Annotated in this window: 18 protein-coding genes; 6 read left to right on the top strand and 12 right to left on the bottom strand. The window is 31.5% G+C overall.

All coding sequences use genetic code 11. The features are described 5' to 3' along the window. Nucleotides 1-21: 21 nt before the first annotated feature. From WAF17_RS00275 to WAF17_RS00245, 7 genes are all read right to left on the bottom strand, one after another. Complete coding sequence (locus WAF17_RS00275) at nucleotides 22-297, bottom strand: Txe/YoeB family addiction module toxin (RefSeq protein ID WP_338764773.1); 276 nt, start codon at nucleotides 295-297, stop codon at nucleotides 22-24. Between the two features lie 24 nt (nucleotides 298-321). Next, a complete protein-coding gene (locus tag WAF17_RS00270; protein WP_338764771.1) occupies nucleotides 322-573 on the bottom strand; it encodes a type II toxin-antitoxin system Phd/YefM family antitoxin in 252 nt (83 codons plus the stop codon). Nucleotides 574-726: 153 nt separating this feature from the next. Beyond that, nucleotides 727-1,356, bottom strand: coding sequence for a bifunctional phosphoribosyl-AMP cyclohydrolase/phosphoribosyl-ATP diphosphatase HisIE (gene hisIE / locus WAF17_RS00265; RefSeq protein WP_338764768.1), 630 nt, complete (start codon nucleotides 1,354-1,356; stop codon nucleotides 727-729). A gap of 172 nt (nucleotides 1,357-1,528) precedes the next feature. Next, on the bottom strand, nucleotides 1,529-2,056 hold the full coding sequence (locus WAF17_RS00260; protein ID WP_338764765.1) for a shikimate kinase: 528 nt from the start codon (nucleotides 2,054-2,056) through the stop codon (nucleotides 1,529-1,531). Nucleotides 2,057-2,117: 61 nt separating this feature from the next. Further along, nucleotides 2,118-2,507, bottom strand: coding sequence for a hypothetical protein (locus tag WAF17_RS00255; RefSeq protein WP_338764763.1), 390 nt, complete (start codon nucleotides 2,505-2,507; stop codon nucleotides 2,118-2,120). A 365-nt stretch (nucleotides 2,508-2,872) separates the two neighbouring features. Continuing rightward, the gene (locus WAF17_RS00250) at nucleotides 2,873-3,319 is read right to left on the bottom strand and encodes a GNAT family N-acetyltransferase (RefSeq protein ID WP_338764761.1); all 447 of its coding nucleotides are present in this window, start codon (nucleotides 3,317-3,319) and stop codon (nucleotides 2,873-2,875) included. Nucleotides 3,320-3,433: 114 nt separating this feature from the next. Then, nucleotides 3,434-3,985 carry a cob(I)yrinic acid a,c-diamide adenosyltransferase gene (locus tag WAF17_RS00245; protein WP_338764759.1) on the bottom strand — a complete coding sequence of 184 codons (552 nt, stop codon included), beginning with the start codon at nucleotides 3,983-3,985 and terminating at the stop codon, nucleotides 3,434-3,436. A 352-nt stretch (nucleotides 3,986-4,337) separates the two neighbouring features. Here WAF17_RS00245 and WAF17_RS00240 point away from each other — a divergent pair, with 352 nt between their 5' ends. Then, the gene (locus WAF17_RS00240) at nucleotides 4,338-5,012 is read left to right on the top strand and encodes a hypothetical protein (protein ID WP_338764756.1); all 675 of its coding nucleotides are present in this window, start codon (nucleotides 4,338-4,340) and stop codon (nucleotides 5,010-5,012) included. Between the two features lie 192 nt (nucleotides 5,013-5,204). Beyond that, a complete protein-coding gene (locus WAF17_RS00235) occupies nucleotides 5,205-6,437 on the top strand; it encodes an NAD(P)/FAD-dependent oxidoreductase (protein ID WP_338764754.1) in 1,233 nt (410 codons plus the stop codon). Between the two features lie 16 nt (nucleotides 6,438-6,453). Here the strand turns inward: WAF17_RS00235 and WAF17_RS00230 are convergent, their stop codons facing one another. Beyond that, nucleotides 6,454-7,164, bottom strand: coding sequence for an RDD family protein (locus WAF17_RS00230; protein ID WP_338764751.1), 711 nt, complete (start codon nucleotides 7,162-7,164; stop codon nucleotides 6,454-6,456). A gap of 163 nt (nucleotides 7,165-7,327) precedes the next feature. On the opposite strand from WAF17_RS00230, the gene WAF17_RS00225 reads away from it, so the two are divergent. The 4 genes from WAF17_RS00225 to WAF17_RS00210 all read left to right on the top strand — a co-directional run bounded on the left by WAF17_RS00225 (nucleotide 7,328) and on the right by WAF17_RS00210 (nucleotide 11,736). Then, nucleotides 7,328-8,254 carry a tryptophan 2,3-dioxygenase family protein gene (locus tag WAF17_RS00225; RefSeq protein WP_338764747.1) on the top strand — a complete coding sequence of 309 codons (927 nt, stop codon included), beginning with the start codon at nucleotides 7,328-7,330 and terminating at the stop codon, nucleotides 8,252-8,254. Between the two features lie 85 nt (nucleotides 8,255-8,339). Then, the gene (locus tag WAF17_RS00220) at nucleotides 8,340-8,906 is read left to right on the top strand and encodes a hypothetical protein (RefSeq protein ID WP_338764745.1); all 567 of its coding nucleotides are present in this window, start codon (nucleotides 8,340-8,342) and stop codon (nucleotides 8,904-8,906) included. 105 nt (nucleotides 8,907-9,011) lie between these two features. Continuing rightward, nucleotides 9,012-10,433 (top strand): DUF1800 domain-containing protein, encoded by a 1,422-nt coding sequence (locus tag WAF17_RS00215; protein WP_338764743.1) that lies wholly within the window; start codon nucleotides 9,012-9,014, stop codon nucleotides 10,431-10,433. A gap of 55 nt (nucleotides 10,434-10,488) precedes the next feature. After that, nucleotides 10,489-11,736, top strand: a complete 1,248-nt coding sequence (locus WAF17_RS00210; protein ID WP_338764740.1) for a DUF1501 domain-containing protein — start codon at nucleotides 10,489-10,491, stop codon at nucleotides 11,734-11,736. 118 nt (nucleotides 11,737-11,854) lie between these two features. Here WAF17_RS00210 and WAF17_RS00205 read toward each other — a convergent pair whose 3' ends face one another. The 4 genes from WAF17_RS00205 to WAF17_RS00190 all read right to left on the bottom strand — a co-directional run bounded on the left by WAF17_RS00205 (nucleotide 11,855) and on the right by WAF17_RS00190 (nucleotide 15,865). Further along, complete coding sequence (locus WAF17_RS00205; protein ID WP_338764737.1) at nucleotides 11,855-13,219, bottom strand: dihydrolipoamide acetyltransferase family protein; 1,365 nt, start codon at nucleotides 13,217-13,219, stop codon at nucleotides 11,855-11,857. Nucleotides 13,220-13,429: 210 nt separating this feature from the next. Continuing rightward, a complete protein-coding gene (locus tag WAF17_RS00200) occupies nucleotides 13,430-13,942 on the bottom strand; it encodes a hypothetical protein (protein WP_338764735.1) in 513 nt (170 codons plus the stop codon). Nucleotides 13,943-14,082: 140 nt separating this feature from the next. Beyond that, entirely contained in the window at nucleotides 14,083-14,535 is a 453-nt protein-coding gene (locus WAF17_RS00195) for a DUF2147 domain-containing protein (RefSeq protein ID WP_338764733.1), read from the bottom strand. Between the two features lie 256 nt (nucleotides 14,536-14,791). Continuing rightward, nucleotides 14,792-15,865, bottom strand: a complete 1,074-nt coding sequence (locus WAF17_RS00190) for a branched-chain amino acid aminotransferase (protein WP_338764730.1) — start codon at nucleotides 15,863-15,865, stop codon at nucleotides 14,792-14,794. Nucleotides 15,866-16,032: the final 167 nt, after the last annotated feature.

The following is a 16,032-nucleotide window of genomic DNA, read 5'->3' as shown; positions in this document are numbered from 1 at the left end:
CAAAAAACTATATATCTGTATTTATTTGTCATAATGAAATCTACATTGCAAAACTGTACATTTTTGGTCTATCCCTTTTTTTCCTGTAATTGTATAGACTAATCTATGTTCTGAATCTATTCTTCTTGACCAAAATCCCTTCAAATTGTACCTTAAAGGCTCTGGTTTTCCAATACCTTGAAAAGGAGTTTGTTTTATAGACTTCACTAACTCTTTTACTCTATTTACCTTAGAAATATCATTTTCTATCCAATATGAAAAATCCTCCCAAGCAATTGTTGTAAATTCAATATTCATTTTATTCTAGTTTTTGGGCAAAGTTTAAATATCGAATTTGACTGCTTTTCCTGTTTGCATTTGCTCAATAGACTTATTCAACCTATCTCTATTTGTTTGAGTAGATAATAAATAATTAGTTTCTTTCAATGAGTTATATTCTTTCAAAGACATAATTATAACAGCTTCTTCTTCTTTATTACTTCTAGGAATAGCTATCGTTTCCATAGAATCTGTAACTTCATCAAAATGCTTTTTCATGTTTTTGCGAAGTTCTGATAGTGTAATTACTTTCATTTTTCTGATAACTTAAATTTAATAAAACGTACATTTTATTGTACGTAAATTTGTACATAAAGTTCAATGAAATTCAAAAAATACAGAATAAAATTTTCAATAAACTGTATTCTGTATTTAACTGGTTACTAATAACTACTTACTGGTGACTATTTACTTATGTCTTTTTTCCAATACTTCCATTACCTCATCTATTTTCACATCTTGAGATTTCATCAAAACGAGCAAGTGATATAATAAATCGCCACATTCTTCTTTGAACCTTTCTTTATCTGCTCTCATCGCATCAATAACTACTTCAACAGCTTCTTCGCCTACCTTTTGAGCCACTTTATGAACACCTCTTTTCAAAAGCTTGTTGGTATAAGAACTTGCATTTTCTTCTGTATCTTCACTTCTTTTTTCAATGGTATCTTCTAAGTGTTGTAAGAAATTAATATTTGCTGTATTTTTTTCTTCACCAAAGCAAGTATCATTTCCTTTATGACAAACTTCTCCTTCTGGCTTTACAAAAATAAGAAGGGTATCATTATCACAATCTAAATGTATCTTTTGTACATACAAGAAGTTTCCAGAAGTTTCTCCTTTTGTCCAAAGACGGTTTTTGGTTCGGCTAAAAAAAGTTACTTTTCCTTCTTTTTGTGTTTTTTCAAAGGCTTCTTGATTCATAAAACCAAGCATCAAAACACGCATTGTTTTGTTATCTTGAATAACAACAGGAACAAGCCCACTTTGCTTTTTAAAGTCTATTTGCTGACTTTGTATTTTTTCGTTTTTGTTCATTTTTAAAAAAAGTAGCTGACACTTTCCAAGTATCAAAAGTACAATAATTCATAACAGTTGGAACATCCTTAACGGAGTTGGACTGTCGACTACGCAAAATATTTACGAATTACAAAAGTAAGCTATAAAGCTATGTTTTTCAAGATTTATAATTCATTTATACAAAACACTTTTACATCCTTTGTAATTTAGAAAAAAACAAATCGTATTTGTCCTCATAACTATCAGAATTTTCTATCTCAAAATGTGCTTGTTTATAAAAATCTTTTCTTTCCTTCCATTTTTGAGAAATTAATTTATGAAGCTCTTTGGTAGAATTTGCTGCCTTAAAAAGTGGACGGTTATCTTGCTGTTTTTGTTGAGTTTGAAAAGTCCGTTCTACTAAAACATCGATTTCTACATTCAGAAAACAAACTGTTCCATTTTCTTTCATGTTACTCAAATTATCAAAAAAACAGGGCGTTCCTCCACCTGTTGCGACAATCGTTTTTTTTAACTTAAAGGTAGTTTGAAGCGCTTGTTGTTCTAGTTTTCTAAAAAAATCCTCTCCCTTAGATTCAAATACTTGAGGGATGGTAGAATTATTTTTTTCTTCGATAAAAGAATCCAAATCTAGGAAATTATAATTGAGTTGTTGAGCTATAATTTTTCCAAAGGTAGATTTTCCAGAAGCTGGCATTCCAATTAAATAAATAAGCATAGGAATGAATTATAAATTGAAAATTATGAAATATTTACTTGATTGCTTATCGTTTAATATTTTACTGCTCATCATTAACTACGCTATCTGGTAATTGATTAATAACGGCTTTATGTCTCATTTCACGGGCAATAATAGAATCTTGAAGCTGCTGAACGACTTGACGATGTAGTTTTGATTCTTTTTGGGATTCTTTTAAAAGCTCCTTTTGTTTGTCTGTTTCTAGCATCTGAAAAAATGCAAGTCCTCCCAAAATTAAAATAACACCTAAGGAAACCACAGCTACCAAACGCATTTTTTTACTTGTCTTTTTTACTTTTTCATCTGTTTGATTTTGAACATACTCTTCTAGGACTTCAGTTTGGATGCTCTCCTCTTCTAGCCATTTAAGAATTTTTTCCTCTTTCTGCTCTTTTTCAGAATCAGATAATGAAATAAGAATACGTTTCATAGATTTTAACAAAGACAATTATCAATTTTCCTCAAAAATAACCTAAAATAATATATTTAATGAGATTTGAATGTAGATAATCAAAACTAAAAAAAAAGAAGGAGAAATAATAGATTTTTTTTAAAGTAAGCTCAACACTTATAATATTCGAATATGCCTAGAAACAATTACGAATTTAAATTTCTAACCAGCAGTTAATTATAGAATTGAAAAAACATTGTTGCAATGGTCAGTTTACTCTAAACGTACTTTTTTAATTTTTTTTAGTCAAAAAGTGCGTTTCCAGCGTTTCAGTCAATGCAACAACGCCAATTGAAAGTGTCAATTCATTTAATTTCTATCCCTTATTATAAATTATAGGTCTATTATTCTCTACTTTTCATTTCCATATTTATCACTTCTAATTTGATTCCGTTTCTAACTGTATAGCTATTACTAATCTTTTGAAAGCCAAAATTTTGATAAAAATGAAAAGCATTTGGTGTTGCCTCTAAAGTTACTACGTTAGTTTCCTTAGTTGCAATCTCGAAGCCATGTGATAGTAAAACCTTTCCTATTCCTCTTTTCTGATAAGATGGATTTACAAAAAGAGCGATAATTTCTCCTTTCACGATATGAGAAAAAGCAACTACCTTGTTTTCAATATCATAAACATATATTTCTTTTTTACTTATTCCTCCTTTGTAGCCATTAGGAGTTCTATTTTCTATCCATTTTTGGATTTGTTTTTCAGAATAAAATGCTGAACAAGTTATTTTTGCTGCATTTGTGTGAATTTGATGAATAGAACTTGCATCCTTTAGAGTTGCCAATCGTATCATGTTTTTTGTATAAAAAATGTACTATTTAAAATAAACTATATTTCAAACAGTTTAAAATACAGTTTTTAATATGAATGATAACCTAGACAATAAATAATTATTCTTCTAAACTCTCGGTTTCCAAGCAATCTCATCAGCTTTTACTTCATGAGAAGTCATTCTTGACAAAACAAAAATATAATCGGAAAGCCTATTAAGATAACGAATTACAATTTCTTCTATGCCTTCTTCATTATGTAGCTCCGTACAGCGTCTTTCAGCTCTTCTACAAACAGTTCTTGCCAAATGACAAAATGAAACAGCAGAGTGTCCACCGGGCAGAATAAAATGTGTCATTGGAGGCAACTCTTCATTCATCACGTCAATGGCTACTTCCAAATCAGTAATATCTGTTTCATCTATTTGAGGAATAGCAACATGAGAAACTTTCTTTGGGTCAGAAGCCAACAATGAACCAATAGTAAATAGTCGGTCTTGAATTTCTATCAAAATATCTTTTCTGTGTGAAAGCTCTTTTTGGTCACGAAGCATTCCTATATAAGAATTTAATTCATCAACAGTTCCATACGATTCAATTCTAAGATTTGCCTTTGATACACGCCTTCCACTAATGAGTGAAGTTGTTCCTTTATCGCCTGTCTTAGTGTAGATTTTCATTGTGTTTTTATTGGGTTGATTTTTTAGTTTTAGATTTTAATCAATACCAAATATACACAGACTATGTTTAGCAAAAAACCGAATTTATCTAGCATATAGAAGCCCATCAATTAAAATTAAAAAACCAAAAAGCTTTTATATAAAATATTTTTTCACATAAAACATTAAATATCAACCACTTACAAATCAATTATGACCGTAAGTCATTTTTTTAACACTTAGTTCATAACTTTATTTAAAAAAAAATGTTATCATTGTGTTCGTTTAGTAAAAAATAATTTTCTCATTAGATTTTATTTTTCTACTCAATCAAGATGAATCATTTTTTAAACTTTTCAATCATTTTATTATTATGACAAACAAACTATTTCAATCTCTCTTTGCAGCCTTTACTTTACTTTTCGTAGCGACATCTACTTCTTTTGCTCAAGATACACCTGAAGAATCAGTGAGTTATGGAGCATTTACTTTGTATGGAAACTTTCCTATTGGAGAGGACTACAAAGATGTAGCTAAATTTGGTGGAGGACTGGGCTTTGAGGGTGCTTATTATTTTAATCCTTTGATTGGTCTTGCTTATTCGTTAGATGCTCAAGTCAATCCATACAACAAGGAAGCTAATGATGTTAATTTTGGTGGAATAAATCTTGGAGGTATCGAAGATGCCCAACCTTGGGTATATGGTAACTTAATGGGTGGTATAGAACTTTCTTTTCCTATCACGCCAGTAGTAGCTCCCGAATTTCGTGCATTAGGAGGACTTATGATAGCTAGAAGTCCAGAAGTTGATTATCAAGCTGTAGGTATTCCTGTTGCTACAACAGAATCAGTTACTGCACCTGCATTTGCTTACTCAATAAGTGGTGGTTTGAAAATAACTAACTATGATAGTGGTAGTGCATTTCGTGTAGGTTTACGTTATTTGGCTGCAACTCCAAAATTTGACTATGGCAATAATCAAGAAGTGAAATTAAATATGTCAAGCGCACAACTTTACGTTTCATTTGCTTTTCTTTCAAGAAAATAAGGAATAAAACTAATTCATAAATACAATTTTAAATTGTTCTGAATGAGACCCATGATTATAATTGTGGGTCTCATTTTGTTTATTTATAAGAATTTCAATTTTATCGTTAGTAACAAAAACAACTATATTAATGCTTCCTAATTAAAGAGTAAAGGATTTTTTTCTAAATTTGTATCTTACCAATATATCGCAATGAAAAACAAAAAAGTAGTAGTTATCGGTGGTGGTGCAGGTGGATTTTTTGCAGCCATTAATTTAAAAGAAAAAAATCCAAACTATCACGTTTCTATTTTAGAACAAACCAATACACTTCTCAAAAAAGTAAAAATTTCGGGTGGTGGACGTTGTAATGTTACGCATTCTTGCTTTGAACCAGAAGAGTTAATCAAAAATTACCCACGAGGAGAAAAAGAACTTTTAGGTGCGTTTTATCAATTTCAACCTCAAGATATGGTAGAATGGCTTAAAAAACGAGGTGTGAGAACCAAAACAGAAGCTGATGGGCGTATGTTTCCTATCTCTGATGATTCTCAAACTATTATTGATTGTTTTTTGAAAGATTCTAAAAGGTTAAATATCAATATTCAAAAAGGTTCTGCTGTCGAAAAATTAATTCCTCCAACAGATGAAAATAATAACCTTTCTAAGTGGCAAATTCAGATAAAAAACAAACCCAATGTAGAAGCTGATGTAGTTATTGTTTCGACAGGAAGTCAGCCAAAATCTTGGAGAATGCTAACAAATTTAGGTCATTCTATTTCAAATCCTGTTCCTTCACTTTTTACAATGGACGTAAAAAATGACGTTCGTTTAAAAGATTTGGCAGGTGTTTCTGTAAATAATGGAACTGTTTGGGCAAATGACACGAAACTAAATAAAGAAAACGGAGCTGTTTTGGTTACGCATTGGGGATTTTCTGCACCTGCTGTCTTGCGTCTTTCTGCTTGGGGAGCGAGAGAGTTAGCAGACAAAAATTATAACTTCCAAATGGGCATCAATTGGATAGAAGATACTCCAAAAAACACTTTGAAAGTTTTGAAAGCTCATAGAGAGGAATGGCGAAAAAAACAAATTGGAACATTGTGTCCTTTTGAAATTCCGAATCGATTATGGAAAAAACTTATAGAGGCTGCACAAATAGACTTAACCAAACACTGGGCATCACTTTCAAATAAAGAGTTAGATAGCCTTACCCAACAACTTACTCAAGGAATCTTCAAAGTAACGGGAAAAAGCACTTATAAAGATGAGTTTGTTACCTGTGGAGGAATCTCTTTGCAAGAAGTTGATTTCAAAACAATGAAAAGCAAAATTTTACCTGATTTGTATTTTACTGGCGAAGTCTTAGATATTGATGCCATTACAGGAGGTTTCAATTTTCAAGCAGCTTGGACAACAGCTTGGATTGCTTCACAAAATATTTAGTAAGTAGTTACTTTTCTTATTTCTTTTCTACCAATTCTATTTTCAATATTCTATCAAAAATATTGCTTTGGTCTATGGTTAAAAAGACATTAATAATATTTACAATCAACAGCCCAAAACCTAACAAACTTCCTATCACTCCACTTGCTCCAATGGCTACTTCTAAAAAAACTATACAACTAATTGCAGCAAAAAGACAAATCCAATAAAGTACGTTTCTAAACAAAAGAGTTAAGACAGAAGCATTCTTTTTAGTTTTAGTATCTATAAAATAAAGTCCTGCTCCTCGCTTTCCCAAACTTCCCTTTATACCAATTCCATCTCTAAATAGCATATACATAGTTCCTATTAAAAAAGACAGACCTTCAGCAATCCCTCTTGCCATACTCTCAAGAATGAAATAAGCTAATACGGCTATGAGACCAGCAAAAAGATTATCTATTAAATAAGCTACAATACGCTTTCCAGTATCAGGCTTTTTAAAGTCATAAATGATAGGCTTAGAGAGTTTTAGTTTGGATTGAATAGGAAATTTTCTAAGCGTAAAAGTTTGCCCACAATGTTTTGAGTTCATGTATTCCCAACTTTCTTTCAAAAAAGCAGATTTACAAGATGCACAAAAAACTATTTCATCTCCTAAATTAAACTCATCTCCTGTAACTGGGTCTTGACGGTTTTCTTTTAGAAAAAAAGATTGTTTTTTGGTAAGTGTTAGACTATTTCTCATTTTTATAGAATAGTTATAGCAAAGTTGTAAGATTGTTCTACTATTTATTACTCTAAAAATAAGAGTTGGGTTGTCAAAATAGCAAAGAATTTTCTTAAATGTACTTGATAAAATTCTATATGATTAACTTTGTAGCCACAATTTATAATCAATAAACAAAACAATGACACAAGAAGAAATCATAAAAGCCATCAATGAAAAATATTATAATTTAGGCGAAAACCCAGATACCTATTTGAAAGGGTTATTGGAAGCAAAGCCAATTAATTATTGGGATTATATCGAAGTAGATACACTTCTTTCTCTTCAAAAACCTCGTACTGACTTTAAGGACGAAGAAATATTTATTATTTATCATCAAATTACAGAACTTACTCTCAAATTAATGGTTCACGAATTAGAACAAATTATTGAGGAAGAAAATATTACAGAAACGTTTATTAGTACCAAAATCCATCGTCTAAATCGTTATACTTCTATGCTTATCAATTCTTTTTCAGTGATGAGTGAAGGAATGGATTATGATGATTACAATACCTTTAGAAGTACATTAACTCCTGCTAGTGGTTTTCAGAGCGCACAATTTCGTTTTATTGAGATTTATTGTACTGGAGTAAAAAACTTAGTTAATCAAAAAGGAATAGAGCGTTTGAAAGAAAATGCAAATCCAAAAATTGAAGATTATTTTGAGCATATTTACTGGAAAGATGCAGGACAAAACCGAAAGACAGGAAATAAAACACTCACTTTAAGGCAGTTTGAAGAAAAATATTTAGATAAATTTGTTCATCTTGCCAAAGAGCTAGAAGGAAATACAGTAGAAGATAAATTGATAAAACTAAATGCTACTTCGCCTATTTCAGTTGATTTACAAAATTTATTGAGAGATTTTGATACGCTTTATAATGTTACTTTTCCACTTGTTCATCTCAATACAGCAAAACATTATTTGGATAGTAAAGGAGAGAATAAAGCAGCTACTGGAGGTTCAAAATGGCAAAAATATTTACATCCAAAATTCCAGCAACGGAAGTTTTTCCCTACACTTTGGACAGAAGAAGAAAAAGAACATTGGGCTGAAAAAAAGTAAAGTCTAATTTGTGGCATATAGAATATAATTTAATTTATGCTCTATGTGCCATAAAAACTCTAAAACCTATTGTGAAATTTATCTTATGAAAACACTTATTTTATTTTTCATTCTCTTGATTCCTTTATTTTCTTATACAGAAGAAAAAATGATTGACACAAAATGCTGTGAGCATCACGTTGAAATAAAGGAAAAATACTTAGAAGGTGGATTTGAATATAAAAAGCATTACAATATCTTAGGACGTAGAAAAGACAATGCAACTTCATTTACTGTATTTCATTTTATTTCGAAAGGAAATGAAGAAATAAAATTTATTACAGAGTTAGGGTCTGATTCTATAAAAGACATGTCTGTCAGAATGGCTAATCGTTCCTCTAATTTAGAAAAAGATAAAATAGATGAAAGAATAAAGTATCCAACCTATGAACTATCTAAGAAAACAAAAGTTTTGGATAGTAAAAGAAATGAAACCAAATTTCAAACTCTCAAAAAAGGGCTTTATTTCATACACTTTTATGGTAAAAATCAAAAAAGTCATTGTGGTTCTTCTGCCTCATTCGTTAGAAAAATGTCAAAAAAAGAAGTTGAAGAAGCTAAAAGCAAGTTAGACCCAAATGTGGAAATAATGATAGCACAGGAAAAGAAATAAAAATAATTAAAATTGAATTTTTATTTAATTGAATTAAACCATTCCCACAAAAAATAGTCTAATAGATAAAATTTGATTTCTCTACTTACCAAAACGACTATTTTTATGAAATCAACTCCACAAAAGATACAGCATTTATATTGGCGTGCAGAATTTGGAATTTTGCCCAAAGATATAAATATGCTAAAGACTACTAAAAACATAAAATCTGCTGTCAAGCAAATTTTTGAACGTGCAAAACCGATTCATAAATTCTCTAATGATTTTGATATGCATTCTCTTTCAGCCATGAAAAATATGAATGGCAAACAGAAAAAACAACTTCGTAAATCAGCACGACAAGACGTAAGAGAACTCAATGTAGAGTGGGTAGAACAAATGGCACACCCTAAAAAGGGAACATTACGTGAAAAAATGGCTTTCTTTTGGCACGGACATTTTGCTTGTGAACTCAAAAATCCAATTTTTGCCGTTCAACAAATCAATACTATCAAAAAACATGCGCTAGGAAATTTTAAAGACCTTGTTTTGGCAATTGCTAAAGATGCTGCAATGATTCTGTATCTCAATAATCAACAGAACAGAAAGAGAAAACCAAATGAAAATTTTGCTAGAGAACTACTAGAACTCTTCACAATTGGAAGAGGAAATTATACTGAAAATGATATAAAAGAAGCTGCAAGAGCATTTACAGGCTGGTTTACGAATCGTCTGACAGGAGAATTTAACTTTAGACAACGAGCGCATGATGAAGGACAAAAAACATTTATGGGCAAAACAGGAAACTTTGATGGCAATGATATTATTGATATTATTCTTTCCAAAAAAGAAACAGCTCATTTTATTACTACCAAAATTTATAGCTTTTTTGTTAATGAGGTAGAGCCAAATAAAAAAAATATAGAAGAATTAACAACTGTTTTTTTTGAGTCCGATTATAATATTGAAAAAATGATGAAACATTTATTTTTACAAGATTGGTTTTATGAAGAACAAAATATTGGTTCGAAAATAAAATCTCCAGTTGAGTTTTTGGTAGGAATGATGAGAACATTAAATCTTAATTTTAAAAATGAAGATGGAATTTTGTTTACTCAAAAAGTATTAGGACAAATTCTTTTTCGTCCTCCAAATGTAGCAGGTTGGCAAGGAGGAAAAGCATGGATTGACAATGCTACTTTGATGGTTCGGCTCAATTATGCAGGTTATATTTTTAATCAAGCTGAAATAGAAATCGATATAAAAGACGAACCAGAAACCAAAAAAATAAGAGTAGGGAGAAAAATTGATGTTTCGGCAAACATAAATCCACTTATGAAATCATTTCAAAAAACAGATACTAAAGATTTAGCAAAAGAACTTTCTGATTTTTTGATACAAATTCCTCAAAACTCAAAAAAGGAATTAAACAAGACATTTCAAAAAACTGCTTTTGAAGCCTATGCCAACGCAGCAACTAATCAGAATGAAAAAATAAAAGCATGGACAGTTTCTATTCTTAGTCTGCCAGAGTATCAAATGTGCTAAATCAAAAATAGCTAATACTTTCTAAGTGTTGTAAATAATTTAAAATCACAATAGTATGAAAACAACGAGAAGAAAATTTATTGGTCAGATGGGACTTGCTACGGCAGGAACGTTGTTTGTTCCTCTATTTTTAAAAGGATTTGATTCTATGGCAGCAAGTTCTATCAAGACTTCAAACAAAAAACTTATTATTATTCAGCTTTCAGGTGGAAATGATGGATTAAATACAGTTATCCCATTTAGAAATGATATTTATTATAAAGAACGTCCACAAATTGCAATTCCACAAAATGAAGTAATCAAGCTTTCAGATGAGCAAGGACTTAATCCTGCGCTTTTACCACTCAAAAAAATCTATGAAGAAGGAGAGCTGACAATCATAAATAATGTAGGTTATCCAAATCCAGACCGTTCGCATTTTCGTTCGATGGACATTTGGCAAACAGGAAGTAGCTCAAATGAATATCTTTCAACAGGTTGGCTAGGACGTTATTTGGATAATATTCATTTGGAAAATCAAAATAAACCAACCCATTTTGCTTTAGAAATGGACGATACACTTAGTTTGGCTCTAAAAGGAATCAAGAAAAGTGGTTTTGCTGCACAAGATTTGAATCGTTTGAAACGAACGACAAGTACGCCAGTTGTGAAAGCAATTTTAGATTCAGAAAAAAATAATGTAGCTTATTCTCTCAAATCTCATCATGAACATTCGCACGACGAGCAAGTAAGTTATTTGTATCAAACACTTTCTAATACAGCAGCCAGTTCAGAATATTTATTTGAAAAAAATAAGGCAGGAAAAACAGTAGCAAATTATCCCAAGAATCGTTTTGGAAAGGATATTCAGCAAGTTGCTAAACTCATAAATTCGGGCTGTGATTCTCAAATTTACTATGTTTCTTTAAATGGTTTTGATACACACGCCAATCAAAAAAATGCACAAGAAAGGCTTTTTAAAAACTATGCAGAAGCGATTGAAGCACTTCGAAAAGATTTGAGGAAAACAGATAACTGGAACGATACTTTAGTGATGACCTTTTCAAAATTTGGCAGACGAGTAGGCGAAAATGCAAGTCGTGGAACAGACCATGGAACAGCAAATGTAGTTTTCTTAGCAGGTGGAGATCTCAAAAAGAAACAGTTTGTAGGACAAGCACCAAACTTGACAGACTTAGATAATGGAGATTTGAAATTCAAAATAGATTTTCGTCAGATTTATAGTGATATTCTAAAAAATTGGCTCAAAACGAATCCTAAAAGCATTTTAAATGCAGATTTTGAAAATTTAGGGTTAGTTTAAATTGATAAAAGAGTTTTACTCCTTTGAGTAAAACCAAAAAGGCATTGAATTAAATTTAATTCAATGCCTTTCTAACTTTCTAAGTCAAATATATTTTCATTTCACTTACAACTTACCACTAAATTGTAGTGTTTACATCAAAGTTCTCTAAATAATCAGCTACTCTTCTTACAAACTTTCCACCAAGCCCACCATCTACAACTCTGTGGTCATAAGAATGAGAAAGGTACATCATATGACGAATTCCAATCATATCACCGTGTTCTGTTTCCACAACAGCAGGTTTCTTGACTACTGCGCCAACTGACATAATAGCAACTTGTGGTTGCATAATAATTGGCGTTCCGAGCATATTTCCAAATGAACCAATATTTGAAAGCGTATAAGTCCCTCCTGACAAATCATCTGGAGAAAGTTTATTATTTCTAGCTTTATCTACAAGTTCAGAGACTTTTTTAGTGATTCCTAAAAGATTGAGTTCATTCGTATTCTTGATAACTGGAACAATCAAATTATCATTCGAAAGAGCAACTGCAATGCCTACATGAATTCCTTTTTTCATTAATATCTTATCACCATCTACCGAACAGTTTATTTTTGGGAAGTCTTGAATTGCCTTTGCGACAGCTTCTACGAAAATAGGCGTAAACGTAAGAGCAACACCATCACGGTCTTTCACTACTCTTTTCCATTTGTTTCTCCAATTTACAAGATTAGTAACATCGGCTTCTACAAATGAAGTAACATGAGGAGAAACACGTTTTGATTCGACCATTCTTTGGGCAATCATTTTACGCATTCTATCCATTTCGACAACCTCAACATCACTACTGTATGATTTGACTGGCTGTAACTGTTCTAGTTTCTGATTCGATTCTGCCTTACGTTCTTTTACTTCAATTTTTTGTTGAGTTTGAGGCGTAGCAACAGTTTGTGAACCATTACCATTATTTTTTCTATTTTGAAGGAAAGAGAACATGTCATTTTTCGTAACACGTCCTTCCAAACCTGTTCCTTTGATAGTTTCCAGTTCAGAAATAGATACACTTTCCTCTTTTGCAATAGACATTACTAAAGGCGAATAAAAACGTGTTGCCGTAGCAAAGTCATTTTTTTGATGAGTAACTCCGTTTACTTGACTACTGCCATTTGCAGAAACAGTTTCTAAGACCATCTCTTTTTCTTCTACTTCTTCTTCCTTTGGAGCTGGGTTAGTTGGCGTATTTCCACCTTCTGCATCCACTTCTGTTTCTATAACGGCAATTGTTGCACCCACTTGTACGACATCGCCTTCTTCTGCCAATATTTCGACAAGTGTACCTGCGTGTGTAGCAGGAACTTCTGTATCTACTTTGTCAGTAGCTACTTCCAAAACAGATTCATCTTGTTCAATTGTATCTCCTACACTTTTGAGCCAAGTTAGGATTGTGCCTTCCATTACGCTTTCGCCCATTTTGGGCATTACCATTTCTATTTTAGCCATAGTGATGTATAGTTGTATGAGTTAGTTTCTTAGTTAGGTCTTTTTGTTTTTGTCTAGAGAGCTTTTCAAAACTCTTACAGGTATTTTTACAAATTTACCAAAAAAATATTATTTAAAAGACAGAAATCAAAATTAGAGAGAATATTAGGGAATTATTCCATTTTAAATAACTAAATAGCTGTAAATGAAGCATTTTATAGTGGAATGTTTTTATTTTGATAAATATTCTTCTCTAGCTGATTTTATTTTTTCAAAATCTTTCATCTGACAAATTCCCAGCCATGTAGCTTCTTTTGGAATATTCGAAAAATTGCCTTTTAGAATATGTAGTTTGTCAAGTATAGCAGGAACTTCTTCTTCAAATTCAAATATACATAAATGTTTATGCCCATGGTCTATTAAGTCCATAGGAAACCAAGCTTCCCAAATTGATTGAGTTAGAGTCATTTTAGTAGAAGTAAAATCTGATGGATTTCTCAAATCAAAGATGCAATCAAATTGTTTTGGTATTTTGAAATCTGCATAGGCATACATAGTAAATAATGCAACTTCATTACTCTTGCGTTTCCAATTGATATATTTTTCATATTCCTCTCCTTTATCGTCTCTATTTTTACATCTCTCTACACATTGGTTTTGCCAAAAAAGTATCGATTCATCAGACCATATTTCATCTGTAAATAAATATCTTTCTTGTGGTTCGCATTGTTCTTCTGTTCTCATCTTTTTATTTTAAAATTTGAAATAATGAAAAAATGGATAATCCACTCAAAAGTAAATTATCCATTTTCATTTTTAAAATAACAGGCTATTCTTTTTAACAGTCTGGAAAACTGTCGTACAAAAATTATTAATTAACTGATTTACTTCACTCTATACCAGTTTTGAGAACGTCCTACAAAAGAGAAACCGATATAACCTCTTACTTCTAATTTATCAGCCGAAACGAGTTTTATTTCACAACTATATTCTTTTCCATTATTGGGGTCGTAAATTTTGCCATCTTCCCATTCGTTGTCGCCATCTTTTTCAAGTCCATACATAATTTCCATTCCTACAAGCTTTTTACCTGCTCGTTTTCCTTTGCATTCTTTACAGGTTTCATCTTGACTTACACCGTCTAGTAGTTCAGAAATTTTTCCATGAACCTTTCCGTTTACTTCATATATTTCAATAATAGACTTTGCTACTTTGGTTTCATCGTCTATTGTTTTCCATTTTCCTAATACTTTAGCATTTGGGCTGTCCTGTGGAACAAACGCTGAAAAAAGACCAATAAGGAAAAGAAGAGTAAATATTTTTGTAATGCGAATCATATTTTTTGTTGAATAATAATAAAAGAAAGAGAAATAAATAATATAATTTTTAATGAATTGGCAAAATTCGAACCGAAATGAACTGTATTCTATCAAAAAAATAAAAGCTTACACAAATAAAAAACGCATCATATCCATAAAAAATACAATGCGTTCCTTGGTTTAGTTGTTGGTGTCGCTTCGCTAAAACACCAACAACGGCTTGAGTTCATAACATAATGCGTTGATCATTAATAATTTGCCATTTATCACTATTTTAAACTTTTTCCATCCAATCAAAACGGTCTTCAATTTCTGCCGAACGAATGGCTTTTAGTTCTTTCAAAAGATGGTTACTTATTTTTCTAGTTTCTACGGCTGGTAGGTCATAATCTTTTCCTTCTATTCCAATAGCTGCAATTTGAGAAATTACGGCTGCTGTTCCTACTCCAAAGGCTTCTGTAAGATTTCCGTTTTTCATAGCTTCTTCTATTTCTGCAACACTTACAGGACGTTCTTCTACTTCATATCCCAAATCTTTTGCTAAGAGAACCAAACTTTTACGAGTAATTCCTTGTAAGATTGTATCTCCTGTTGGTGGCGTTAAGATTTTGCCATTGATTACAAACATAATATTCATTGTTCCAGATTCCTCAATAAATTTATGTTCTTTTGCATCTGTCCAGATAAGCTGATGATAGCCTTGTTCTTGCGCTAGTTTGGCAGGATATAAAGCTGCTGCATAATTCCCTCCAGTTTTGGCATTTCCTGTTCCCCCACTTGCTGCACGAACAAATTCAGTTTCTACTTTTACACGTACAGGTTGTGTATAATATGCTCCCACAGGACACGTAAAGATGATAAATTTATACTCTTCGGCAGGACGAACTCCCAAGAAGCCTTCTGATGCAAAAATAAATGGACGAATATAAAGCGAACTTCCTTCAATTTTTGGTACCCATTTTCTGTCTATATCAATAAGTTTTTTTAGCCCCTGCATAAAAATTTCTTTATCCATTTTTGGAATACACATGCGCTCACAAGAACGCATCAAACGCTCGTAATTTTCTTCTGGACGGAAAAGAACAACTTCATCTTTTGTGTTATAAAACGCCTTCATTCCTTCAAAAATCGTTTGAGAATAATGAAGTGTAGAAGCAGCTGGACTTAATGAAAGATTACCATAAGGCACAATTTTCAAATCTGTCCAAGCACCATCTTTATAATCGGCAATAAACATATGGTCTGAAAAAACACGCCCAAAAGGAATGTTATTTTCATCTAAAGTATCTATACGAGAATTTTGAGTAGGCTGAACGTCAATGTAAATATTTGTGTCGGTAGAGAGCATATTTGTGTAAATTTTTGTGATTTTTATTTAGTGAAATAGGAAAAGCCAAAAAGTAAATTTCTAAGCTAAAATGAAATAAAGCAGAATAAAGTTTTGATAAAATGTAATTAACGATTTTTAATTTTAACTCTATTCAAAAAAAGAACTGTAAAACAAGTTGTTTTTTT

Origin of the sequence: Bernardetia sp. ABR2-2B (genome assembly GCF_037126435.1) — a bacterium.
Lineage (GTDB): Bacteria > Bacteroidota > Bacteroidia > Cytophagales > Bernardetiaceae > Bernardetia.
The sequence above is the reverse complement of the archived record's forward strand: the minus strand, read 5'-3'. Positions and strand labels throughout refer to the sequence as shown.